The organism is Ruegeria sp. P10 (assembly GCF_056534925.1).
Genome location: NZ_JBQERJ010000002.1, coordinates 345,976 through 371,138 on the forward strand (window position 1 = coordinate 345,976; position 25,163 = coordinate 371,138).

At 52.7% G+C, this 25,163-nt stretch carries 21 protein-coding genes; 10 read left to right on the forward strand and 11 right to left on the reverse strand.

Going from position 1 to position 25,163, the window contains the following annotated elements; all coding sequences use genetic code 11:
• Positions 1–101 precede the first annotated feature (101 nt).
• The 4 genes from ACR0FB_RS04870 to ACR0FB_RS04885 all read right to left on the reverse strand — a co-directional run bounded on the left by ACR0FB_RS04870 (position 102) and on the right by ACR0FB_RS04885 (position 2,979).
• Complete coding sequence (locus ACR0FB_RS04870; RefSeq protein ID WP_480620277.1) at positions 102–836, reverse strand: TetR/AcrR family transcriptional regulator; 735 nt, start codon at positions 834–836, stop codon at positions 102–104.
• Between the two features lie 264 nt (positions 837–1,100).
• Positions 1,101–1,637, reverse strand: a complete 537-nt coding sequence (locus ACR0FB_RS04875; protein ID WP_480488332.1) for a hypothetical protein — start codon at positions 1,635–1,637, stop codon at positions 1,101–1,103.
• A complete protein-coding gene (locus ACR0FB_RS04880) occupies positions 1,621–2,391 on the reverse strand; it encodes a hypothetical protein (RefSeq protein WP_480620279.1) in 771 nt (256 codons plus the stop codon). Before ACR0FB_RS04880 ends, ACR0FB_RS04875 begins: the two co-directional genes overlap by 17 nt.
• Before the next feature lie 72 nt (positions 2,392–2,463).
• A complete protein-coding gene (locus ACR0FB_RS04885; RefSeq protein WP_171638331.1) occupies positions 2,464–2,979 on the reverse strand; it encodes a DUF805 domain-containing protein in 516 nt (171 codons plus the stop codon).
• A gap of 567 nt (positions 2,980–3,546) precedes the next feature.
• Between ACR0FB_RS04885 and ACR0FB_RS04890 the strand changes: the two genes are divergently transcribed.
• The 8 genes from ACR0FB_RS04890 to ACR0FB_RS04925 all read left to right on the forward strand — a co-directional run bounded on the left by ACR0FB_RS04890 (position 3,547) and on the right by ACR0FB_RS04925 (position 8,904).
• Positions 3,547–3,846, forward strand: a complete 300-nt coding sequence (locus ACR0FB_RS04890) for a hypothetical protein (protein WP_171638330.1) — start codon at positions 3,547–3,549, stop codon at positions 3,844–3,846.
• 22 nt (positions 3,847–3,868) lie between these two features.
• Positions 3,869–4,174, forward strand: a complete 306-nt coding sequence (locus tag ACR0FB_RS04895) for a hypothetical protein (protein ID WP_480686165.1) — start codon at positions 3,869–3,871, stop codon at positions 4,172–4,174.
• Positions 4,175–4,209: 35 nt separating this feature from the next.
• On the forward strand, positions 4,210–4,509 hold the full coding sequence (locus ACR0FB_RS04900; RefSeq protein WP_113790468.1) for a hypothetical protein: 300 nt from the start codon (positions 4,210–4,212) through the stop codon (positions 4,507–4,509).
• Between the two features lie 55 nt (positions 4,510–4,564).
• Positions 4,565–5,179 (forward strand): hypothetical protein, encoded by a 615-nt coding sequence (locus ACR0FB_RS04905; protein ID WP_480620282.1) that lies wholly within the window; start codon positions 4,565–4,567, stop codon positions 5,177–5,179.
• A 348-nt stretch (positions 5,180–5,527) separates the two neighbouring features.
• Positions 5,528–5,755 carry a hypothetical protein gene (locus ACR0FB_RS04910; protein WP_171638323.1) on the forward strand — a complete coding sequence of 76 codons (228 nt, stop codon included), beginning with the start codon at positions 5,528–5,530 and terminating at the stop codon, positions 5,753–5,755.
• 120 nt (positions 5,756–5,875) lie between these two features.
• Complete coding sequence (locus ACR0FB_RS04915; protein WP_480620284.1) at positions 5,876–6,520, forward strand: hypothetical protein; 645 nt, start codon at positions 5,876–5,878, stop codon at positions 6,518–6,520.
• A gap of 19 nt (positions 6,521–6,539) precedes the next feature.
• Positions 6,540–7,973 carry a hypothetical protein gene (locus ACR0FB_RS04920; RefSeq protein WP_480620286.1) on the forward strand — a complete coding sequence of 478 codons (1,434 nt, stop codon included), beginning with the start codon at positions 6,540–6,542 and terminating at the stop codon, positions 7,971–7,973.
• Positions 7,963–8,904 carry a metallophosphoesterase family protein gene (locus ACR0FB_RS04925; protein ID WP_480620287.1) on the forward strand — a complete coding sequence of 314 codons (942 nt, stop codon included), beginning with the start codon at positions 7,963–7,965 and terminating at the stop codon, positions 8,902–8,904. The genes ACR0FB_RS04920 and ACR0FB_RS04925 overlap by 11 nt, the downstream gene beginning before the upstream one ends.
• Here the strand turns inward: ACR0FB_RS04925 and ACR0FB_RS04930 are convergent, their stop codons facing one another.
• The gene (locus ACR0FB_RS04930; protein WP_170428316.1) at positions 8,905–9,663 is read right to left on the reverse strand and encodes a DUF4956 domain-containing protein; all 759 of its coding nucleotides are present in this window, start codon (positions 9,661–9,663) and stop codon (positions 8,905–8,907) included.
• A 182-nt stretch (positions 9,664–9,845) separates the two neighbouring features.
• Between ACR0FB_RS04930 and ACR0FB_RS04935 the strand changes: the two genes are divergently transcribed.
• On the forward strand, positions 9,846–10,775 hold the full coding sequence (locus ACR0FB_RS04935) for an SdiA-regulated domain-containing protein (RefSeq protein WP_171638315.1): 930 nt from the start codon (positions 9,846–9,848) through the stop codon (positions 10,773–10,775).
• A gap of 88 nt (positions 10,776–10,863) precedes the next feature.
• Here the strand turns inward: ACR0FB_RS04935 and ACR0FB_RS04940 are convergent, their stop codons facing one another.
• Entirely contained in the window at positions 10,864–13,236 is a 2,373-nt protein-coding gene (locus tag ACR0FB_RS04940) for an autotransporter family protein (protein ID WP_480620289.1), read from the reverse strand.
• A gap of 374 nt (positions 13,237–13,610) precedes the next feature.
• On the opposite strand from ACR0FB_RS04940, the gene ACR0FB_RS04945 reads away from it, so the two are divergent.
• Positions 13,611–14,368 (forward strand): IS5 family transposase gene (locus ACR0FB_RS04945; protein WP_480620291.1). Its coding sequence is split into 2 segments (ribosomal slippage): positions 13,611–13,932 and positions 13,932–14,368, totalling 759 coding nucleotides; the frame shifts between segments, so codons are not numbered across the junction.
• A 227-nt stretch (positions 14,369–14,595) separates the two neighbouring features.
• Here ACR0FB_RS04945 and ACR0FB_RS04950 read toward each other — a convergent pair.
• The 5 genes from ACR0FB_RS04950 to ACR0FB_RS04970 all read right to left on the reverse strand — a co-directional run bounded on the left by ACR0FB_RS04950 (position 14,596) and on the right by ACR0FB_RS04970 (position 25,017).
• On the reverse strand, positions 14,596–16,440 hold the full coding sequence (locus tag ACR0FB_RS04950) for a TniQ family protein (protein WP_480620293.1): 1,845 nt from the start codon (positions 16,438–16,440) through the stop codon (positions 14,596–14,598).
• Positions 16,437–17,420, reverse strand: coding sequence for a TniB family NTP-binding protein (locus ACR0FB_RS04955; protein ID WP_480620295.1), 984 nt, complete (start codon positions 17,418–17,420; stop codon positions 16,437–16,439). The genes ACR0FB_RS04950 and ACR0FB_RS04955 overlap by 4 nt, the downstream gene beginning before the upstream one ends.
• Before the next feature lie 3 nt (positions 17,421–17,423).
• The gene (locus ACR0FB_RS04960; protein WP_480620297.1) at positions 17,424–19,580 is read right to left on the reverse strand and encodes a transposase family protein; all 2,157 of its coding nucleotides are present in this window, start codon (positions 19,578–19,580) and stop codon (positions 17,424–17,426) included.
• Positions 19,581–20,039 carry a hypothetical protein gene (locus ACR0FB_RS04965; RefSeq protein WP_480620299.1) on the reverse strand — a complete coding sequence of 153 codons (459 nt, stop codon included), beginning with the start codon at positions 20,037–20,039 and terminating at the stop codon, positions 19,581–19,583.
• A gap of 1,024 nt (positions 20,040–21,063) precedes the next feature.
• The gene (locus tag ACR0FB_RS04970; RefSeq protein WP_480620301.1) at positions 21,064–25,017 is read right to left on the reverse strand and encodes an NACHT domain-containing protein; all 3,954 of its coding nucleotides are present in this window, start codon (positions 25,015–25,017) and stop codon (positions 21,064–21,066) included.
• Between the last annotated feature and the right edge of the window lie 146 nt (positions 25,018–25,163).

Genomic DNA, 25,163 nt, shown 5'->3' on the forward strand with positions numbered 1-25,163 from the left:
ACTACGTTCAGATATTATTGGACCGATTAATCCAATATTAGGATCACCGTCTCTTGTTTGAGTTTGTGTTAGGTTTCATTTCCTTATGGTGGCGGGGGGCCTTATGGCGAAATCACCAACCGGGCTTGTTTCAGGGTTTGCGATATCTGCTCATCGGGAACGCCCGCCTTGCGCAAGGCTAGCGTGCCAATTGCAAGGGAGGCATAGGCGCGCGCCTTGTCGAGAGCCACACCCGGATCTGAAGGCTCAAGCGCTCTCGCAATAATCTCGTCAATACTCTCCAAATGCTGTCGCCCGAGAGCCGCCACTTCATCATCATGAGGAGCAAGCTCCGTAAGGCAATTGATCAGCATGCAGCCGTCACGACCACCTTGTGGGTTCGCCAAAGCTTCCATTATCGCACCAACGGGGTCATTTCCGCTCGCATCTGCAACGTCACGCAGATTTTTCAAACCACGCCTTGAATAGTGCCTGAGAGCTTTGTGAAATAAAGTCTGCTTGTTGACGAACGTTCCATAGAAGCTGGACCGGCTTAAACCCATGGCCTTGGTCAAATCGTCCACGGACGCGGTCTCGTAGCCCTTGTGCCAAAATACGCACAAGGCTTTTTCCAAAGCCTCAGCTTCGTCAAAGGCACGAGGTCTGCCTGGACCTGCGGATGATTTGATGTCGCCATTGGGTAGAGTTTTTTCGCTCATGCGCATGATTTGGAATGATTGATCCAGAAAATCAAGGTGGCGGTAGGAAATTTTTGGAATGGTCAGTCCGTATTGTGACCAGAGAAAGGAATTTAGGTCGGTAGAAATACAGAACCTTCCCATCCCGCTTGGTGTCACGCTAATCTTGGGATCAGGACTGTTTGTCTTTTTGCGGGAGTGTCAGACGAAGAGGATCGTGATCGTCGAAAAGAGAGCCCACGCTCGGTACTAGTTTCCAACACTGGACAGAGTGACTGGTGGCTTTGTCCAATGCGTTGATGTTGATCACTCACAAACCAGAGATTGGTTCGGTAGATCCATGGCCAATGACCTCATTGCGTGCTACAGAGAACCCATCGAATAAACAGGCCGTCAGGCTTATCTGCGGTGCCCAAATGCAGCTTACTCCCAATCGCCAGCAGATGAGCGCCAAGTGTCGGCTTCGCCATCCCAAACACTAGCGCTGACGCATGGCGTTGGGTTTATTCCGTCGCAATTGGATCCATGAATATCCGCTACGACAACGCGTCGACGCCCAAAATCAACGACCGTCCAGCCTTGGTTGAGCAAGGAGTGCACCTCTTCGCTAACCCAAAAGTGCGACATGCATCCGCCAGTTCCGCAGTAAAGAGATGCGGCGCTCGAACACGCAAAACCAGACTCATTCAAAACCCAGTCGCGTTGTAGATCTCCGTTGAGATCGACCCTTTCGACCGCGCCCCAATCTAAGCCAAACTGACCGTTGTTGAACTCCGCGCAGGCTCGTGCCGCCAGATCAACCTTTGCTCGCAAACCGGTTGGAAGTTGCGAAACGTCAGCCGCGACAACTGGTGAGGTCCAAACCAGGCCCGAACCAAGCAGGATCGCAGATACCAAACGTTTCAAGTAGTTTGCCAATTGGGAAGCCGGTTGGAAGGTGGCTTCAGTTGCACTGATCATACCTGTAGTCCCCATATTCCAGCCAGTTTGCCAAGCCTTCGTTAAAAATCAGAAATTCGGACCTGTCTTCCCCAAGCAGGGCAACGACAAATCCGGCCGGTGGCTCAGAGTTTCCGAAATAGCTGTAGGCTGTCATGGCTCTGATCGACGCGCCGTTGACCGTTACTCGCGCGTCCCATTCTCCGTCCGGGTTGTCCAAAATTACCGGTTCGATGACACGCTCTACCGCTCCGCCACCACAATAGACGATGCCTTCTGGGGGTTCGTAGGAGGCCCCTTGGCTAGCTCCTGAATCGCAGGCGGAACGAAGGGACCGAATTGCCGCGCTGGAACCTTTCAAGTCAAAGATTCCGTAGCTGACATCTTGATCAATCATGGACAGGTTAACGGATGCATTGGCCGCGAGCTGGTCCAGTACAAAACCATAATCCTGCTGACTATTGAAACTGACCTCGACAGGATAATTGTCGACGATCTGCAAAGCCGCGTTTTCTGCGCCAACCTGAAATGCCCCAACTTCGGTGGTGCCATTCTTTAAAAACCGAATGGAAAGCCCCTGCTTCTCCACAATGTCCTGGCTGTCCTCATATCCAGCCGGAGCAAAGCGGATACGGTCACACTGAAGCTCCAGCGTCATGTTTCCGGTCTGAATAAATGCATTGGGATTAGGCCCAGAGTTGAACGACCACTCCGCCGATGCGGTGGTCGCCATAGCCATCAGTAGCATTCCAATGGAAATCGTTTTGAACCTCATTTTCTCTCTCCAGGGGTGTGGTTCGTACTGTCATTCAGCCAAAGTTTCCGGTCCGTTACCCGGGCAACAAGGTTAGGAAACAGGTGCGCCGTATTCGTTTGCGCCTTCTTGGGAAGGTCGCGTCAGCCACCAGATCATCAGGATGGACAGAATGAATTGAAGAATTGAGACAACAACAATACCGGTCACGCCCAGGACTGCCGCGGGTCCTCGTAATGCATCGGGGTTTTCCGTCCCTTGCTCCAATACCGAGAAGAACGCCACGCCGCCCAGCATAACAAAAAGCGTTGTAATGCTGAGCGCCATCGGCAGCAGCAAATACCAGCCAGGTCGTCCTGTATCATGCAGCCTCCGCCAACCGGCGGCCAGCATGGGTATGAGAACAGCCAGTTGGAAAACAGAGGACAGAACCCGAGATCCCTGCCCTGTTTCGGGGTTGGTCCCGAATATGATCGTATCCAGCACAGCTAAAGCAGCGCTCGCGAGAACCACGAACAAGAAGAACCACCAGTATTCTGAGCGTAAAGCCCGACCGGAGAACTGAAAGTATTTCGAGAAACACGTTTTAACGGCTTCGCTAAATCCCATATTTCACTCCATTCTTAACTTCTGTGCGGCCTTAAACGCTGCGCCGCTTAGGAGAGCGAACTCGCCCCTACGGATGCTCCCTCTTACCTTTGTTTGAAAGCAGAAGCCTATCGCACGAGAGCGTAATGAATTTTACGCGCGGAAAAAATATTGATTTTTTAGAAAATAGATTCAAACATGCGAATTCGACACAGCTTTCATTTACCTCCGTTGTTGTCGCTGTCGCCCGATTTGTCGGGCCCTTCCGACTGCTGGTGTGAGTGCTGGCGGTCGGAAGGCATTTTACACGGATCAGTCGTTGGGAGGGCGCGATGCTTAGACTTAACGTACTCGCCCTCTTTCCAGAGTTTGCTCTAGCATTTGCTAGTGACGTCATTCGGCCATCCCACGTTGTTGGAGGTCTTGGCAGTCAACGTAATAGTGATCTGCCCGCCAAGCCCCCCCGCAGCAAGTTTTGGAAAAGGTCGTCACAGGATCGAGGTATGTTCTGTCGGCTGCCCAAACGCGAGATCCTCAAACAAGCGTATCCAACTTCGTTAATTTCAACAGACTCAGAGGGAGAAGAAAATGACCAACAAGATAGTGATGATTGCGGGCGCAACTTGTTTCACACTGCTTGCGGCCTGTGAGGACACGGGTACATCCAGTGCGCCCGCCGAACTCACACCCGCTCAGCAGGCGTGTTTGCGAGATGTGGCCAAAACAACGAACAATTCGCAAGTCGTGGTGCTCTCATCCGCATTCAGCGAAGCTGGAACACAGGTCACCGTCGGCGTTGGAGAGGATCGGGCTCCGTGGAATTGTATTGCCTACAGTGATGGCGCGACGGCTGGTATCGAGTTCCTGGGCGACGAAGGCGCATTGTGAGCAGTCTGATGCGTGGCCAATAATGGCTGCGCAGCACAGGCTTGATCTGCTGAGGCTCGACTTGGTTTGTAGAACCACCATCATCGTATTCTCGATCCTGTACCTGTTGGCGTTGATTGCATTCTTGACCGGCACATTTGGCTGGTTGGGACAGGAGCGAGATCCCTTGTCCGGGGTGTTCCTTTTGCCGTTGGGATTGCCTTGGATAATTCTAGTGGATTTGGTCTCAGAGTCAGCCAAACCGTGGTTTGCGGCGATTGTACCGGTGCTCAACCTGTTAGCGCTGGTCTTGATTTGCAGATGGGTACGCAGTTTGCGCCAGAAGTGAAGGCGGAACTCTGTCTCACCCAAAAGGAGGAAAACATGGGAAAAGTAATCTTGGGAATTGTGATCGGGCTCGTCCTCGGCGTGGTTGGAGCGATGACCTTGGGTGGCGGGGCCGCAATGGGGGTCGGCGTTGCGACAGGCTTGTCCGCCGGTGTTTGCACCACATTGAAAGGAGCACAAGCCGAGAACCTGATCACCGCCGAGCAAGCGGATCAAATCCTCAATCGCGTAAATTCCGAGATGGCATCTCTGCAAGGAATTGAAACGACAGATGAGATCGTCGGCAGCGCACAGGCATGCGATGAATTTCTGTCAAAGTTACGAGAAGCAAAGTGAGGTTCCGCTTTGTACGGAACAAAACTTCAAGGACAAGCCAACAGGGAACCATCTGATGAAACTCGTTTTACTCAAACTCCTCACACCCATGTTCGCAATCGCGAGCACAGCTGCTTTTGCAATGTCAGAAGCCGACGACGCGTGTATCGACCATTTGCGGCTGGTTGGTGGACCAGACGGTCAATCCGGAACGATTGAAAGCTCTCAGTTCTCGGAAGCTGGTACGCTCGTTATGCTGCGTGATGCAGGTGGAACACTTTGGCGCTGCATCGCTTACAAGGATGGAAGCATCGGCAAGATGTCGGTTGTCGAAGCGATGGATGATGGCGGTGGAGCAATGGCAGGCGCCGCCGGTTCTACCGGTAGCCAACGTGTCAAATTCGATGCTGATTCCACCGGCGCCGAACTAGTTGGTGAACTCGCGCCCGGAGCGTCGCAGCAATATGTTCTCGGTGCAAAGAACGAACAGTTTCTTTACGTCCGAGTTGCGCCGCGAAATGGCTCCTTGGACTATGTTATTCGTAACCCTGATGGATCTGAATTGTTAGGATTGATGTCGGCGGACAAAGAGTATCGAGGACAGCTTTGGCAATCCGGTGATCATGTTGTGGAGGTTATCAATCGCAGCAACTCTTCTGTCGACTACAACGTCATTTTCGGAATTGAATAGGTGGTCAATCAGAAACCCTGGAACGCAAGTCCAAACAAGCGAGGGAAAAACAGATGAAACCCAAGGTCCTATTGGTGATCGGCACGGCGTGTATTACTGCGCTTGCAGCATGCGACGACAGTGTTGGATCAGTGGATGCAAGTGCACCAACTGTGGGCAGCTCTAGCGATCTTTCGTCATTTGAAGGGGCAAGAGCGGGCCAAGCTGAAATGGGCATCCAAAGTCTCGGATTTGAACTCATCCGCAGCGAAGGGCTGACCTCGTACTGGTTTAACAGAGATACTGGTGCATGTGCTCGGATCACGACATCTGAGGGAAGGTACTCAGATGTAACTATGCTGCCATCAAGTGACTGCTGACACATTTTTCATCAATCAAACATCTGCAAAAGGGAGCTTCAGTTTGCATTTCGACTTGGCACATGCGGCGGTTACCATCGTCGCTCTAATTGTAACAAACCTGGCCTTGAAATTGGCCGGCGTGATAAACGAAGAAAACAAAGACCAATTGAACTGGAAAGTATTTCTGGCCTACTTCGTGGTCGTCTTTATCATCAATCTGGTGTGGCCAATCTAAAGCTTCAGTTCGGAAAGTCTATCGCGCACTTGATACGGCTGCTGAGAATGAGCCGCTCCAATAGATTTCCAAGTGGGAAGAGTTTGAGCATATAGCGCTTAAGAATAGAAAGGAACTGGCATGCGGTTTTTGACGTCCCTCATATTCATCGGTGTTCTGGCAACTGCGGCGAATTCTGACGTCACCAGTCGAAACGGTGGCCCAAGCAACAGCCAGATGCTCTCAAAGGGCAGCGACGGAGGCGTCGATGGCGTCGCTTTCTTTCGCCCAGTCCTAAGCGGAGTTTTGTATCGCTCTGGCTTCAAGGGCGGCGACAAGGGTCGAACGGGCTTGAGCAACGCTCAGCGCGAAACACTGTGCGATGAAGGGTTTTCGGCCGGGTTTTATGCGGACTTCGGCAAGAACACCGAATACGGCCGCACCAGTTGCGGAAACGGATCCTTTGACTATCAGAGCGCCAGATCGTCCCGACCCGGCACTGTCATGGCCGCCATACACGAGGTGATTGAGGACCCTGGAAAGGGTCCTGTCCTGGTGCACTGCATGTGGGGCGTTCATTCCTCTGGTGCATTGTCGGCAATGGCGCTTGTTCAGTTTTGCGGATGGACGGAAGAAAGGGCCAAGGAATATTGGAATGATGCCCGAAACGGGGCCCCATGTTCAGGCGGGTGTGACCAGTGGATTGACTCGAAGTTCTCTAACTTCAGTGTCGACCCCAGTTTGAAAATCTCCACCGAACAACAGGCAGCGATTTGCCCTAAATGATACCGGGAGGACTATCCAAATGAAGTTCAATCTTCTGGGGTCACTTGCTCTCATTGCACCCACTGTCTTGTGGGCGAACGACGATGTTCTCGGTGAAGCCACGACCTTTGATAGTCCCAACGGCGTTACTGAACGCTGTATTCGGATCGAAAAAGTCCCAACGGGCGTGTACAAGAACAGCGATCTTGAGGAAGAAACTGCCTATTGCGAGATCGATTTCTATGCCTCCGAAATTGCTATTTGCCCAAAAACATGGAGCACCAGCCCAGGAATGGCAGTCTACGATATCTCGGAAGGACTTTACGTGGGGAACCGTTCTGAATTCGAGAGAAACGCTTGCAAAGAGGGGAAGGCAGCAAAAGATCTGGCCAAGGACAGGGTGGCCAAATTCAAATCCACCATGAACCAAAAGGGCACCAGTGGAACCTTTTCCACCTCGTCGCTGCTTTACTATCATTTCTCCAGATATTTCGACACGACTGTAAAAGTTCCAGTCGCCGTTTGGCGAAGCATTGACGCCCAGGCGCATTTTTCCGAGGTTGCAGAACCTGGCCTTGCGATTTCTGGTGGCTCTCATGGCGGGCGCATGAACCATGAAGGCTGGCGGGTCTTTGCAGCTGCGGACGCCGATCCGAACTCATACCAACCGACCGATGATCTATTCACCGCAGATCGAACGCAGATTTACGGTGTACTGCTTGATAGTCCTGGGCATCGATACGGTTCGGAAATCAACGGCACTCGCAAGTCTGGTTGGGGGAAAGGCCAAAACCGTGACTTTCAGGAAACCCCCGCTTTCTTGGCTTTGCGTTCTTCGAAACCCTTGTCAGAGGCCATTGCAGAGGGCGTCAGAGAAGGCAGAAAAGACCGGATGATCAACAAGGATCTCGGCCCCGATGTCAGCGACCAACAGATGGCATTTTGGATGCAAGAACTTACCGAGATTGTTCTCCTCGATTTCATCTTTAGCCAGCAGGACCGCGTAGGAAACATAGACTTTACACCCTATTGGTATTGGGTCGAAGACGGAAAGCTGAAGCATAAGAAAGCCAAGAACCATGAGCCAAACGATGGAGACGTTCCCGCCGACGCGTTATTGATCCGTCGCAGCAATCTAAACGACAACGATGCTGGTGGGCGTGTCGAGTATGCCAACTTCGCGAAATCTACCCAAATGCTGGCGAAAATTCGCCACTTCTCTCCAAGCACGTATCGGCGCTTGGTTGCTTTGAATAGTGATCTTCAATCTCAAGGTCTCGTCTACGGCTGGTTGTCGCGGAGCCTTGGGTTGTCAGATAGGCAGATTGCCCAAGTTGTGAAAAACACCGAGCTGGCAACGTCCATTCTCTGGGACAATTGTTCTAATGGTGATTTGATGTTCGACTTGGATCCTGTCGCATTCTTTTTGAGAAACGACACCGAGGTAGAGGCTGTGGACTGTAATGCCCCGTAAGCTTTCCACCCTTTTTGCGGCGTTCATTTGGACCGCTCTGCTCGCCAGCAAAGCGGCGGCATTGGATGTCATCGTCATATCGGATCTGAATGGAAGCTATGGTTCGGTAAGATACGATGCCCGCGTCGACAAAGCGATTGAGCGCATAATCGAGATTGATCCCGATTTGGTTATTTCGACCGGAGATATGGTTGCGGGACAGCGCATTCCCAACTTGTCCGACAAACAGGTCAGGGAGATGTGGAAGGCGTTTCACGAGGCCGTATCAGATCCTTTAGAGGCCGCCGGCATTCCATTTGCGGTCACGCCTGGAAACCACGATGCCTCCGCCTATCGTGGGTTCGAGCGTGAAAGAAAAATATACGCAGAGGAATGGACGCCGAGAAAACCAGGCGTCGATTTCCTGGTTTCAGATGACTACCCGTTCTTCTACGCATTTAAGATGCAGGGCATTACGTTTGCGTCTCTGGATGCAACGACCCTAGGTCCCCTATCCGGCGACCAGCAGGACCGGCTACAGGAATTGGGTGCAGACGGAGACCCTATTGTTACTTTCAGCCACCTCCCACTTTGGCCGTTCGCGATCCAGCGCGAACGAGAAATCATCGGTGACCCTACACTTGAGAAGATCTACCTGGAAAGCGGTGTCGTTCTGCATCTGTCAGGCCACCATCATGCCTTCTATCCAGGTTGGAAAGACGGTGTTGCTTACGTCTCCCAAGCTTGTCTGGGAGGTGGCCCCCGACGGCTTATCGGCTCAAAAGCCAGATCACCTCACAGCTTCACTCATGTTACGTTCCAGCCAAACGGCGAATTTGGGATAGCAGTATATCGAGGACCTGATTTCGAAAGGTCGGTAAACTTCAAGTCGCTCCCTAAAGAGATCAGATCCCCGAATGCGGTGTTGAAACGATTAGACCTTGTCAAATGACTAGAGATTGAGTTTCAGCTCAACTTTTTCAGGGACCAGATCGTTTATCATCTCTTCGATCCGAGCTTCCGACAATCCACCCGAAGTGATGAAAAGCAACGAAACGCGAGATTTTCCGGGTACGTGGTGTTTTCGGACCAACTTCCAGCCAGCGTCTGCGGCCATGGCTTCAATGTCCCCGCTGACTTTCAATGAGTGCTCTTCGTTTGAAGCCTTGAGCGAAATTTCCACGCCCTTGTTTCGCCCACCGAGCCAAATGAAACACCAACATACAACCGCCACCAGTGTGGCCATCAAGGGTAAGCCCAGCCCTACCGCCAGCCCAAGCACGGTGACTATAATCATTTCCACCGTGTCGACCGGGTCATCCATATTTGATCGGAACCTCAACAGAGCTCCTATTCCAAAAATCACGAACCCGATCATCGATCCGTGCTGTACGACCAGAAACCCAACCGCCATGCCGACAAGCGCATAAAGGAAGAACAGTCGCGGCATGACGATATCGCTGACACTTCTACGGGCTTTACGTCTCACCGGATGATAGACAATCAAGCCAGCCAGAATGATCGTTACGATCACATCGAGAGTAAAGAAATACAGTTCCTGTTTGCCACGAAACTGCGTCCACCGGCGTTCGATAACGATTTCCGACCCCGAAGCCCCGGCCAGCATCGTCGCAGGGTCGACTTGTGACACCGCAGCACCTGGCAACAGCAGCATCAACAACACGGTCACAAATGTGAGGGTCGTATTCAACTTGTCTTCCTTCCTACTCACGCCAAAGGCTTACGCTTCACCAAAGGCACATCGTGCCCTATTCAATTCAATCGCAACAGGCGGGATCAGGTAAAGAGATTACCGTGCATTCTTCGGACATCGCGTCCGGACTGTGATACGAACGCTGATACAAGGATATGGTCCAAGCGCGAGAAAATCCAATGTCAGAACACAAGCTGCTTCGGTCGAAACTTGGGTTTTCACGGTGCTTACCCAAGCTTGGAGAACTCGCTTCTTTTGCAAGCGCTACTGTTGCATTTCTGGCATGGATCGAGCTCGCCCACGCCGAGAGTCCCGGTTTGACTCTCATCGACTCCTTCAAGGTGGCGGATAAATCGGAAGGCTTCTCGGAGCCTTCCGGATTGTCTCTGTCCAACGCGGAAGGCTTCTTATGGTCAGTAAGCGACGCTGAACCTAAACTGCACCTACTTGGAATCGATGGGGCATTAGGAAACTCATTCAAGCTGCCTTCATTGGCGGGATCAGATCTGGAGGGCGTCGCATCACGAAAAGATGGGTCTGTTTTAGTACTTCAGGAAACCGATCGATCAATTCTAGTCGTTCACCCGACTGACCCCATTCAACTAACTACAATCCCTCTAACATCTCTCAAAGGCTACTCGGACGCCGCTGAATTGCTCGTCGGTAACCCTTTGAACAAGGGACCTGAGGGCATCGCCGTCGACCCGGAATCCGGGCGGGTCTTCATTGGCATTGAGGGACAACCAAGGTTGTTAATGGTCGTATCACCAGAGCTAGATGAAATTATTGAGATGATTCCTTTAGCCCGCGATGCAGGTTTTATCTCCGAGGTTGTAGATAATGATGAACTGGATTTGAGCGGCCTGGCATGGTCCCCGTCTTCACGTTCTCTTTGGATTGTAAGTGACAAAGGCCGTCAAATTTTCGTCTATAATCCAGAGTCCAAGTCCATAAAATCCATCAGTTTGACGTTCACAGAAGATGGCAAACAAAAGGAAGTTAAACATCCCGAAGGTATCGCTCTCGATGAGACCAAAGGGCTTCTCTACATCCTGACAGACGACGCCAAGAAATCGCGGCTTTATGTTTTTAATATCCCCAAATTTTAGTCGCTAGAGAATGACGCTCACATTGCCACGATAGCTTCCGCAAGTTGTTGCAGCTAGCTTACCACTCCTCTTCGTTGGTCCGCCCTAATCAGAACCGAACACTTAAGTTTGCACCGAGGCCATGCTCTTGGCCGTTGGAGCGAACTGAATAGCCATATCCTGCCGTTAGTCTGGCCAGATCAGATATCTGATACCCTAGCCCCAGACCAAGCACGAAACCATTTGCCCCTCGGTTTTGTCCGACTTGTGTGAAAGTGCCAAATATCGGGCTCGTTACAGTGATATCGTGCTCACTATCCTTGTTGGCAAAGAAGTCATACTCATAACGAGCAAAGGCAATTGGGGTTAGCACACCATTCTCTGTCAAGAAGTCCCGTTGGTAGTCAACTCCAATGGACGCGACCAGAGACTCTGCATCCGCTTTTTCAATTGAGTAGTTGAAGTCACCACCGCCAGTCTCTGTGCCTGAACCTTGTTGAATACGCCCGTAGTTCAATCCAAAAACCGTAGAAACCCTTGCACCGCTGTCCAGGTTAAACAACTTCCGTGCCTGGATACCGGCGTGGATTCCCTCTTGGTCCAAATCCGATTTAGCCTCGCCTCCCGTAAAGCCATCAACAGAAGGGTTGTTTCGCTTGGCGTCGGTTTCACCGAACATGTAACCGATCAGCCCGGAGAACTCCCACGTTCCGGTTGTCGTACGCCCGTAGACGCCCGCGTGATAACTGTCTGTCGAAAAGTCCTGATCGACTTGATCGTGCTCATCCATGGAGGACGTCCCAAATCCTGCGTAAACGCCAAAGACCCCTCTTTCCGAACTGAAGACATCAGCACCAACCAAAATAGTGCCGAGTGAATAGTCGAATGTCCCGAGGCCGTTTCTTCCATCAACGTCCCCGCTCACATAGGCCGTGTCGATCCACCAGCGCCGATCAGAGCAGTCGATTGCGCCACTAGGGCTGCGGTCCGTGTCGATGCCACCTGATGCAACGGGTCTGTTTTGATTGTTGAAACCAACTGCTCGATATTTGCGGCAGTCAGCATGGCTCAGAACAGTGTTTGTTATCAGGTCTAGTTGCTCAAGCCCAATAGTCAGGTTGGAGGAATAGGGTTCTGCATGCACGCGATTAAACCCAGCCAGACCTGAATTGGTGAGCGTATTGACAGCGGCACCAATTGTTGAACCGCTACTGAGCCCCGTCCCCGGTGATGTGTTTGTGGTATTAGCAACCGCTCCAGCGAGGTTGCTGGCGTTTGGCGAACTGGTAACCGCCGGGTTCTGCGGTAAGCTTGAGACCGGTTGTGCAGTGAATGCAATGTCGACCTGACCATCTGCGGTGGGCGTATTGGCTATCGTCAGATTAGACAAAGCCGGCAGAGATCCACCTGCAACAAGTGTTGGCGAATCTCCATCAACACTCGAGGCTTGAAGGACCGTGTAATTGTTGCCGGCCGCATAGTCTTGCGCAGTCAGACCGGGACGAGCGGCTTCGACTTGGATTGTGGCGTTGTTAATCCCTGTCACCCGCCCGCTGGATGACACCAAGTCAGCTTTCTGCCCGGCAGTTGGATCGACTTCACTTAAGAGCCTTGACCCAGTTTCAAAGGCGATTCCGCCACTGTTATTAAGTGTACCAATTGAAAAGCCCGGCGAAAGCACCCCCCCGTTCTTAACTGTGAAGTTGAATGCGTTCACGGTTCCCGTGCCGGCCAACGTGCCAAAATTCTCAAAGTTTACGGTGTTCAAACTACTTGCTGCATCAAGCCGAACAGTCGTGCCTGCCGCTATCGCCAGGTCACTGGTTGAAGAAATTGAACTATTCGTCAGTGTGAAATCAGAAGCCTCAGCAACCCGAGTCTGAATATAGTAGGCCCCAAAAACTACTTCGGTCGCTCCCATAACGGTAAGGTTGTCATAGGTTAGCGGGCGGTCAGACTGGAAGTAGACTTCAGTGGGGTCGATATTCGCGCCGTTGAAGGGAGCGAACGTCATTGATCTGCCGGAACCAATCGAAGTTCCAATGAGGTTCACTCTGAGCTTTCCATTGATGTTTGTTGCCAACGCTTCCCGAGATACGAAGTCTCCGCTGCCTGCGGCGACATCAACATTCAGAAGAGTTAAAACTGAAGCATTGCTTGAAACGGTATTTTGGCCAGGAACATACAACTCAATTTCACCTGAGGACGTGATCGAGGAGTTTCCAATTGTAAGTCCTGTAATGGGTCCGTTTGGGATCGGGAGACACGTGCGTTCCGTCGTTGAGATTGTTTGATTAACGCGAATGCTTTCAGATCCAGAAGAGTACTCAATTCGAGGAGCACCTAATTCCACGCAGGCCTGTGAGCTTTGGGCTTGCACTTTGGTTGGCGACATCAAATAAGCCAAGATTAAGAATGCGATATTCGCCAGAGTGATGCGCTGAGCAATTCGACTTAGTGGGAACGGCCTATTATTTATCACCAACTTTCTCCTCTCGCGGTACAAGCGAAGCTACCTCAACTTAGGACTTGAAAAACAAAGTTTATCTTTTTGGATTTTTTGTTGTGGCATATGAGCAAGCTCACAACACGGGAAGGTCTGCGCAACGCAGACCTGCTCGTGCATTTACTGCGAGGCAAGACAAGCCGGGTTTTACATTCCGACCATACCCACCTATGCGCAGAAGCAATCGCAAAAGGTCAAGCCTTGAAACGATTTTGCCGAGCTTGATGGGCGCTGAACAGCGCCATTGAGTGTAGGCATGGATCATTGGATTTCGGAGTCGATGGCTAGGGTCAGGACCCATTGATTTTCAGCGAGCGGCATGATTCACGGCTGAAAACCGAGCGGTGAACATGTCTGATCTTTTCTGGTTGACCGACGCGCAGATGGCGCGTCATGAGCCCTTCTTTCCCAAGTCTCACGGTAAGCCGCGTGTCGATGACCGGCGTGTGTTGAGCGGGATAATCTTTATCAACCGCAATGGTTTGCGATGGCGCGATGCTCCCGCTGTCTATGGTCCTCACAAGACGCTCTACAATCGCTGGAAGCGATGGAGCGACAAGGGCGTTTTTGCCCGGATGATGGCCGGTCTCGCCGCCGAACACGGCGAGAAGAAGACCGTAATGATCGACGCGACTTATCTCAAAGCCCACCGGACAGCGACCAGCATGGGCGTCAAAAAGGGGGGCGTGCACGCCTGATTGGTCGGACGAAAGGCGGCATGAATACCAAGCTACACGCTATTTGCGATAGCCAAGGCCGGCCGCTCAACCTGTTCGTCACCGCCGGTCAGGTCAGCGACTACATCGGCGCACGGGCATTGCTGAGCAGTCTGCCGAATGTCGACTGGCTGCTCGGAGACCGTGGCTACGACGCCGACTGGTTCAGAGAAGCCTTGAAAGACAAAGGGATACGCGCCTGCATCCCTGGCAGGAAACAGCGGAAGAAGCCGGTGAAGTACGACAAGCGCCGCTACAAACGCCGCAACCGCATCGAGATCATGTTCGGCAGGCTCAAGGATTGGAGGCGTGTGGCGACCAGATACGACAGATGCCCGAAGGTCTTCCTCTCCGCCATCGCCCTCGCCGCAACCGTCATTTATTGGTTATGAGTCCTGACCCTAGGTCATGTCACGTGAAACGCCACATGTGGAATCCCCCATCAGTTTGCAACTCGGCCCACTCAAACGCAACAAAATCAATTAGTTAAAATCACCCCTTGGTCTATTTCGCCCCGTACTTTGCAATTTTGCCCCCTAAAAGTTTGCAACTGACTTGACATGCAGTCACAAAAAAAGCCGCGCAGATTGCGCGGCTTTGATTAGAAAGCTTGCAGAACTTAGGAGAAGACAGGTTCTGCTTCTGGTCTGCGATAAAGAAACACCTTCAGCTTCTTTGGATCGCGCACGGGCGACACGCCAGCTTGATCGAGCTGGGTTTGGACGAAGGTGTGATGTCGGCCCGAAAGTTGCTTTAACTCGCCAAGAGTTACATATTCTCGCTTGAACCGAAGGATCTCTGATTGATCGATCCGAGTCGTGGCTCGCCCGCGTCCCGTGTCCTTAATCCCGCGAATAAGCGGCGGCGCGACCTCATCGTCCATCATAGCGTCCAGAGCATAGGGCGTTACCCCCAGAATTGGCGCTACTTCCGTTTTACTTGGAGCCAGAATAACTTCCTCAACCGGCAAGCAGCGTTTGATTTCATCCGGATCGACTAAGATCGAGAGATACCCCTTCGTTCCAGCTATCTGCTCTACAGCTTTAAGCCGCTGATAGACCAACAGGCGCACGATATCCGCCGAAAGGCGTCTCGAAGCCTCAGCCGCCCGCGGGATCGTCACGAACCCGGCCGAAGGCGCAGACACTGTCACCGCCTGCTCCTCCAAACGATGCAAGAAATCTTCAACGTCGTGCCGATCCACACTGATAAGAGGCCTGGAACTGACGCTCCCGGCAGGGAAAATGGTTTTCAGAAACCCGTTTTCCATCAACATGATAACCTGACCACGCGTTGCATTCATTGTCTTTGGAAGGGCCCTAACCGGGACGCCGCGAAGGATTTTTTCCACCAGCGCTTCGCCTGCAACGGCATCACAGGTCTCCAATCCCGCAATCCTGTCAGTGGTTCCCCGTTCAATCAGCCCAGCAGCGACCAATGCCCTATGCATGGTTTTGGGATGCAAGTTGCTTTGAACTGCAAGCGATTGAGAGCTGTGCCGGAGACGTTTTTGAACAACCTGACCAAAGATCTCGGTTCCTGCTCCAACAGCCATTTCTTGGACAATGAACTTTCTGAGAAGACCACGAATAGGTCCAGGGTTTCTCTCCGTTTTGCCAAATTGAAGCCATTGATAAAGCCTGCCAAAGACAGCCTGTGGACCATTTCGGGCAGTTCGGTCCGGAAAATCTCGTAAAACATCTTGAAAGAACTCATAAACTTCATCTTCGCCATGCTGAGCGATCTGAAAGCCGGTATGACCTGCGAGATCCCAGTCTTCATCCGATAGCTCGTGCAGATTTGGTTTGGCGCCCCACCTTGCGAGAACACCAATCATCTCGCAGGCTCTGGTGGCTTGCTCCAAGCTTTGGCTGCTCAACCAAGCATGTCTGTCAGCCCCTTCCTCAAACCTTTGCAGTATGTAGGTTTGCAAAGATGAGATCTCACGAGCAGTCGCCTTCTGCAGATGCTTCTTCAAGTCACCTCCACGCGGGCCGATTTCATTGAGATCGCGGATCTGATCTGACCATTTCTCTTTGGACAAAAAGGCGAGCGCGGTGTTGTGATTGGGGCACGTTCTGACGGGTCTAAACAACCAGCTCCACTTGCCAACACGTAGCCCTCTGCGCGTTGTGTCATTTTCAGCCAAGCACAACGGGCAAAAGACAACTCTGGTTCCGACCATGAAACTGGGAGAGAACTCCTCGTTTCGAAACTTGTATCGCCGATTTGCAAGCTGCTGGGGCTGCCTGCCCTGCAACTCGGACAAGCTGGATCCCGTTGCATTTGCCAAATTGTTTAGTGCACCAGCTTTTCCAGCCAGAAGTTCCGGAAGGGGAACATCTAAGTCATGTAGAAATTTCATGAGAGGCTGGCCAGTGTGAAACAAGGCCAGGCGACAAGCCCAGGAGACAGCGCTCTCGCCATCTTCAATCGGCAACAGGGGAACGAGGTGGCGTTTCATTTTCGCCCTCTCCGTTTGGTCGCATTGGGTGCTGCAGTTGAGGTCACTTCTTGAAACTCACCAAACCGGTTGGACCAGAAGACATTATCCTCTATGGCGCAGCCTTCCTGCATACCCCAGTAGTCAACGAAGCTCTGCCTGCTGAGTTTGGCGCTTCCATCATACAAGGCCATCTCGATTGCTCCGATTGAGATTTCAATTACGAGCCCGAATTGACTTTGCGCTGCTGCGATGAGGCAGTGGATTAGATCACTGTCGACCTGGGCATCGAGGTCGGCCCGGTTACAAAACGCATGCAAGAGCCCCTCCACGGCTTCTCCATCACTTGCAACAGTGACCTGAGGCAGGTGAATTTTGCCGAACCTGCGCCCCACCTGCCCATCAGTTTTCAGGAGCTCTGCCACCGGTTTTGTACCAGACAAGATTACGACAACCGCGTGCTCCCCCTGCATCAAAGATTTTAACGTTTTCAGAAGATCCTCTTGTTCACGCGCTGATCCAGAAGCGTATAGATCGTGTGCCTCATCAATCCAGAGCACCCTGACCCCCAATAAAGACAGGCGGTGTTTTACCATTTCCCAGATGGCCCAACGCTCCCGTCTTTCTGACATTTTGGAGTACCCAAGCGCTTTCAGGATCTCCAAACCGACACTCTTGAGGGTAGCTGGGCTCGGAACCGTTACATGCAGGCAACCTGCCTCCTCCAGGTCCGACCCCAAGTGAAAACGCTCGTGATTTTCGAGGAAATGGCTGATAAGTTCAGTTTTCCCACTGCCGGGATCACCAACCACGGCCAAACCACGCGTTTCCAAACCTTTTGTGAAGTAGCGGGGCTTAACGGCTGTTTCATCCCAAACGAACAGACGGTCAAAGGCTGCTCGTAAATCTTCTTCGCGTTGGGTCTCTACGTGAATGTCAGACAACGCTTCGATTACCCCAGCGATGTCAGCTGGGGCTTTGTGTTTTGGGTGAGTGTTCATATCTCAGAACTTCCAGGTATTTTTCTTTGAGGACTTCCGGGCGGTATCAGCCGGCGCTTTCGGTGCAGCCTGACGGGCCTTTCGCGGCTGTTCTTGAGAATTGATGGCATAGCCATGCCCAGTTTTTGAGGGCGCTGAATCTGGCTCATGGCCTGCTTTGAAACCGATCAGCATATTGGCTTCAAAGCGTTCGAGCATGGCTTCATCCCAACGCTCCGAAAGAATTCCAGCCCGCTCACCGGCGGCGGTGTTGAGCCGATCGATTTCTTTCAACGCTTTAGCGATCACGATGTTTGAAGCCTGACGTGCCTGAGGGTCACCTCTGCGAATTTGTTGCCGAGCTGCAATCCAGTCTCGTGCAGGACGGTTCAAGAACTCCGGCAAGACCGACTGGATGGTATGCCACTCATCACCCACCTTTACTTCGATCTCTCCGATATCCTCCGCGTGCCACCGGACTTCTAATTCTTGAGTGCCATGCCGCCTAAACTGCTGCATCAAAAATTCATTGTTGTATCGAACACCAAGGATCTGAATACCTACATTCGACGTCTTCATATTCTTGCTCAAACCGAAAGCAATCCGCTGGGTCCGACGATCTGGCCCAGGACGCACTCCATAAGTAGCCGACAAGCGGTTCCAACACTCCAAGGGAGTTTCGCCCCCCAGCCCTCCGTGCGGAGTGTTATGGTAGATATCCACCACCCAACGCACGAGCATGTCTGCAAAATCCTGTATCGTTAGAACGGCGCGCTGCTCTGACGGATAGTCTCCTTTTTCGACCACATTCGAGAATGTTCTTCCTGATAATCGAGCAACCAGCTTTGTAGAAACAGTACCAAATAGCCGCTCGATATTCGCGCGCATTTGCGGCAGCCCAGCTGGAGCCCTTACAAAGTCCAGCCCAACGCTCTGTGCAGCCCCAATGAACCGCTTGCTTTTGAATGCAGAACCATTGTCCGTGACTAAAAGGTCAGGAGCACCATACATGTGCCAGGTAGACATGGCGCCCACAGCATCAGCGGCTCTGCCTTTGTCTCGCATCATCATCTGCATGCAATCGACGGCGGCTGCCGTGTTCTCCGATTTTGTGAGAGACATCGACGAGATGCACTTGGTCGTACAACACATCGCTACAAACACATGCCATCTTGTTTTTGTGCCGTCCAGTTCCATTGCCTCAAGGAGCTCTGGCGCGAGTTTACTCTGCAACCCTGACATTTTGGCAATTGTAAGCAGGTTGATGGTCCAGCCATCCATCTCAACTCTTTCGAGGGGGCGGCCAAGTTGCAGGCCTGCCCCGACGGGATAAAACTTGCGATGGGCCGCTTCCTTCCCCTCCCTGAGAACAGCTGTCTCAAAGGCATCCAGTTCGTTTATTCTTGAGAGTACCGTCTTTCTTGAGGGAGTTGGTAACTGAGGCAGGCCTTGGTCAGAACGGCGCACATTTTCTGCATAGAATGCATCTACGGTGCCCCTAACAATACTCTCCTTGGTGGGCTGATCCGGATGCTGATAATCGCAAACACATTTGTTCAGAAGGTCTTCTGAAGCAGCACACAAACGGCTTCCCCGGCGACCGGCTTTCCAACGCTGATCTACGAGCCCTGATAAGCCATAGTGCCTGTATGCCTTATCCCATTCCCATAACGTTCTGGGACAAACGCTGTGAAGGCCAACTTTTGTCGTACCGCCATAGCTCTTTTGGGTTTCATCGGCACGTCCCATGAATTCATCGAATAGTCTCTCAGCGAGGAGCTTAATGTCGCCAAAAGCTGCCTTGAACGAGGCATGGGAAGTCTGGACCTTCCCAGCACCACGTAGGCGCTGGATGCTTTCGCAGTAAGCGTAACGAACACCCAGCTGCTCTTGATGCTCTGGCTTCAAAAGTCCAAGATCAAACTCTTCGCATAAGTGCTCTTTGTTCTTTTTCTTGGGATTGAAGAAGTTCCTATCCACACGGAGGTTGCCAGCCAAATTATGGGCTTGAAGATCGCGGTGCGTAAATTGCTGCGCTATGGGGTTTTCTTGCTCTGGAACAAGCAAATATCCTTCCGAGTTTGCCATAAGAACCTTAAACGATACGCCCCCAAGAGTGATGCGATCGCATGGGTCAAAGTAAATCCGTCCATTGTTCTTGTCAGGAAAGGTCGAGCTCATTTATCTCGCCCCCCCCTTCACCAACGTTTGAGGTGAAAACACTTCATGATGGAGGCACTCCAAGTGACCATAGGCGATCAGACGCACAACTGCTCGGAAGCCACGGGCACCGAGAGCAATGCGATCTACAAGTTCCGCGATGGAATTGGCGCCAGTTAGATCTGCTGCTATTTGGCTGGCCTCAGCATCTGCTTCCTCGTCCACTTCCCGCATGCTGCGGATCATCTTCGCATTTTTCAGGCGGATTTCGTCAATGCAGGCGTCTGTCAAAACCCGCACTTCGTCGACAAAACCAACACGGACTGCAAACTCTGCAATCGCTCGCATCTCCGACAGAAACGCCTCTGAGCGTGTACGTTTCTCCGGCTTGACGACCATCGCCACACGGATCCCGCTGCGCATAGTAGCCACGAAGTCAAAGAAGTGACTTCTTTGGCGACCGTTGTCTTCCCAATCCAACCTGACCTGCTCTCTCAATTTGAGAACGTCAGGATCAGCTGCCAAGATGGTTGCCCACTTAAACTCGAGGTCAGATTCGACCAGAAGGACCCTTTGACGGCCCCCTTCTCGCAAAATTAGATGTCCGGAAGAGTGTCCGCGTGATGATATTGCTGGCATACGCTCAGCTACGGATGGTGCGGGTACACGCATGCCAGCTTCATTTTGATATAGTTCCATTTTGTCCCTTTAGACAAAGCGATCCCGCCGCCGCATTTCTCATGCGTCGCTGGCATCACTGCAATCTTAGTAAGTTGCCGAAGGAACTTGAGGCTGCGCACTAAAAGTGGCACACAGCCCGCACGTAAAGGGTCGCCTCCGGCGGTTCGGTCAAGCGCGTGGGCTGTTGGCGCAGTTCACGCGTTTTTCGTTTTAAGTATCCTGCTTGTCGGCCTCCAGACTGCTTGACTTTGTTGCGCGCGGGTTATGCACACGCTCTCAAAATCCGCAAGCTCACGACGAATCACCGAAAGCATCAATCACAATATTGCAGCCTTAATCGGCCAAAACGTGATTTGGATAGGCTTTTGTTCGGCTCCCGAAAATCATATCGGAACAGGGTGGAAAACTATTAAAGACCAGGCAGTTAGGAAATATCCCTGATCACTGAAAGAACCCACACGCCCTCACAGACTCATTGTGTTTTGGCCGAATGCAACCAAAACATAATGAGTTAGGATTTTGGAAAAAAATTTTCTCTCCAAAAGTGGTGCCGCCGTTGCGTATGCAAAGCGGAGAATGTCCAGTGAGTATTTTCCCCTCTATTTAAGCAGTTTCAGTCCGCAAAATCGCATATCGTACCAAATCAGCGAATCAACTGCAGCAACCTGGATCCACCGGACGCTCGAAGGAAAGCGGCAGGGGCAGCGTTGGCGAGTGCGCACGGGAAGCGGAACTGCGCTTCATCTACGGGAGAAACAAGGTCCGCAGCCAGCGCAGACATTTATCCATGCACACTTTCAGTGCTCAGTTTTTCCCTCAAGTGCTAAGAGCTGGCTAAGGTAGATACTTCGCTTGGCAGCGAAACATCCAGCACAAAAACATCGATCCGACCTCGCAAATCGTCTGGAAAATGCGCTTCGATTGCAATTTGAAGCTCTGTGGCGGAATGATAGTTGTGACGGGCTGATCCTGCGACGACCTCTTGAGAACCATACCAAAGAACAAGGTAGACCCCCTGCTCATCAGCGTCCGGATGCATGGCGTATCGATCCGCCAATTGCGTTGCAGCTGCGCCAAAAAGATCACGATGCCATTGGCCCTTTCCCTCAATGACAAGCATCCGCGGAGCACCACGAACCATGCGCGTCGCTGTAAGGTCGCACCTGTTTCGCTCTTCGAGTTGATGCTCCACCACGTCGTGGATATCCATAGATGTCAAACGGGGGCGCAACCATGCCGCGACACGCGCCATTCCCCGGACTTCATTCAGCCGCAACCCACCGTCATAAAACTGATCTCTAAGCCCAGTGTGACCTGCCAGAACGTCTCTCTGCAGCTCTTCAAAGAGCTCCACCACCAAACTGCGCGTTTGCTCAACGCTGGCTGGCAAGCCTGCGTCGATAAAGTCTGCGACCTCTGCTGGTCCCGGACGCGTGGTCGTCATTGCCGATCTGCGGCGCAGATCCGCACGGATGCTGCGAAGATCATTGTAGGAGGGAGCCATGACATCTTGCGTGAGAAGTCTTTCGATTACCGGTATTGCTGCATTGGGTTCATCACGGCCAATTTGCCACAAGGAATCTCTTAGGTACCGATAAGCCGTCTCTCCTCTCGGGCTGCCCGTTCCCCAGCTCGACGGAAGAGGAGTGACAGGCCAATGTGGACGATATGCAAGCTGTATAAACTCGATCTTCGCGGCGGACATCGTAGACCAGATTCCTTCCCCATCTCGACCGCGGTCCCGACGGTGTTCGAACCAAAAAACCAGGTCCGGATTACGAGCTATGTGGGTCCAGACCGCCGGGTGGATGTCATGCGCAAACCAAAAGTCGCGCAAGAACCAGAATTGTCGCTGCTCTTCGAGCCTGTGGGGCAAAACTCCTTCGTCCAAGCCCACACAGCGGTCACGGATCAACGCCAAGAGGACATCGCGGTCTCCAAAACTCGCAGCCATATCGAAGAGTGACTCGAGAGTTTGAAGCGGGAGCTCTGGAAATCGCTGAAGCCATTCAAGCGGAAGTGTGGCTCTCAGTTCATTGAGCATAGGCTCGCGGTGCAAGATATGAAGGTCACAAAACCCGCTTGCCGCTTGGAGCGAGGGTTCGAGATACTCCCGTGCATAGGTCTCACTTTCCTCAGAGGACAGCCGGACCTGTCGCTGCACTTCAGCATGAAAAGCTTCATGCTCACCTTCTGCGTAGGTTTTGTATCCGCCCGTTTCCGGCAGGATAGCAAGCAAAACCTCCGGCGCCACAGCATGCAGTGTACCGGAAACCCGATACTCGGCGAGCGCACCAGCGAGAAAGATCTGCACCCAAGCTCGGGCATCTCCCGAACCGACTTCCCTGATCGTTGGACAGCGATCGGAAAGGCTCACAAGGCTCTGGCGCAGAGTGCTATCAGGGTCAAATAGACCATGGGTGACGTCAGACAGATTGTCGGGCTGAATCAGATAGGCACGAGCGAGATCTTGGGTCCAACGAACATTTTCGCCTCGTTCAATCGAAGCACGGTTCTCATAAAAGAATGCTGTATTCGCGGCCTCCGTTCTGCGTTCTCGTCGACGACGACGAGCCTCGAACCAATAGCGCCTGGGCCGATGTTCTCGCCAACTCTCTCGTCTGACTCGGTTCAACCAAGCCCATTCCCGCATGAGTGCAGGTTTCGCAAGCGCTTGCTCGCGGCAATACCGCCGAAACCTGTCAGGGCCGCGGGTAGACACTTCCCCATGATAGCGATGCCCGCTAATGAAACGACTCCACAAAGCCGGGTTGTCTGTCTGAAAGGCGATGTCCACCAGATGACGTTCGTCACCTTCGCACAGACTCAAGCCTGAGTGCCCGTAGTGTTCGATTACATCGAACACCACATCGAAAATCTGCTCTCGATCGGTGAGACCCGTAACGGCACGCTCATGTATAGCCCGCCTCAGGTTGTCATCTCCCTGCAGCACTTCGACAGCTCGGCTTTGCCCCGCACCAATTTGACCGTGGTAGTGCAAATTACGGACCCAATCCCAGATTTGGTCTGGGTCGTAGGGGCCCGCAGACAACTCGAAATAGCGGTCGAGAAGCATTCCGACGATCTTGCTCACGCCATCCCGGCAATGGCAGTCATGGCGGGCGTTGCCGCAGGTACACTGCAAAGTCGCTGTCAGATCATCGAGCAGCCGGACACATGTTTCCAGGTTAAACTCGCGCGTGAGGCGCTTCAGGAAATACCGATCTTCGAAGGTCCTCAAGCGGCGACGGCCTCCCTCTGTTGGGTAGAGCGTAGCCGCGACTCTGAGTGTGGCGAGGACCTCGGCATGAGGCGCTTGGAGGCCGAGGAACATCAGGATTTCTGAAGAAAGCCTGAGTGCGTCGGATGAGCCGTTCGCAATAAGCCTTTCAAGAGCGCCGGCTGGATCGTACCGGTCATCGCCCAAGAGACAGGACAGGGCGTCGAAACGCGGGCCTATGCTTGCATCTGAATCAAACAAAATGGCTTCAAGCTCGGCTCGCAGATCAAGCACAACCGGAGAACCGACCAGCAGTTCGAGCAAAAGCCCCCGAAGATGGCCGTGACGTTCTTGGGCGAAGATCGGTCGGAGGGCTTCCAGTATATCCGGTGTGAAAAAACCGGACGCGCGGAACGTGCGCCATCTGTCACTTCGCCGAAAGTAGGGGTCGTCCGCGTTGAGCGCAGACAAGGCACCAAGCAGAGCGATGCGAGAGGCCGATGTCAGTCTTGACGGGTCACCATTTGACAATACCGCATAGGCATCGAGTTCGATGGCGGCATCCTGAATCGCCTGCGAGCCATGCGCAGCCATCCATCCCAACAAACCACGCAAATCATCACGCACCACACCGTTCGGAGCGATGAGCGCCATAGAGCGCGACAGGTTTAGCCGCGCTGCAGGGTCGTCGATGAGACCAACGAGGTGCCGCGCCGCGCCGTATTCGGCAACGATCCTATGCACAGGTTCATGCTGATTGGCTGCATTTCCGGGCCGAAAGAGCTTGGTTGATAGAATGGATACCGGACCGTCGCCATTGAGCCCTATTGTTTCGAACTGCGGATGCAGATCATCTTCGGCGATGTCTCCCACCGCGACACCGTCTGCTCCTGACAAGAGAAGTTTTGCAAACGTCTCGTTTGCCCAGGCAATTCGTCTGTGTCGGGCTGGCGCACCTGCGGTAGTCACGTTTGGGTTCACTTCCCTGGCAAGGTGTTCGATTGCCAGCGTGAAAACGACTGAGCGAGAGGGTAGCTGACCACTGGCCTCGACGTAGGCTCCGGCGAACAGACGCAGAAACTCTGGATTGCCGAGCAGGTGATGGAGGTCAAACCGGCTTAAATCTTCCGCAAATGCTTCGAATGACCACTCGGCATGAAAATGATCGAAGAGTCGCCGCTGTTCGTCGGTCTCCAGCGGGACGAGACGAACCACTCGCGGATCAACTCCAAAAAGGTCACCTATGAGGCGGGTCTTCGCATCTTCCCATTCGCCGGGTCGACTGGATAGCAAGACCCTATCCGGTTCAGCATCGCGGATTTGATGCAAGATGTCGAAGACTCGCGCATCACCGATCCGCGCCACTTCATCAAAGGCGTCGATTACCAAAGTCGCTCCAGCGCAGTGCGCTCTTGGGCGGAAAGCACTGGCTCGGACGCGACCTGCCCCGACCCGATAAGCAATGCTACCCAACAGCGCAGTTTTCCCTGCACCAGGTTCCGCAAGCAGGATGGTGACACCGGGCGCAGCCAGAAGATCGGCTTCTGGAATGATCATGTCGCCGTCGCGGAGCCTGCGGGGAATGTGAAACTCGCCCGAAATCTGCAACTCTCCACTCAAATTATTTTCTCTATTTCAAATGCTTAAGAAGTTATAACCATTACCCCAACTAAGGAACAGCACGGAATAGGGGTACGTTTACA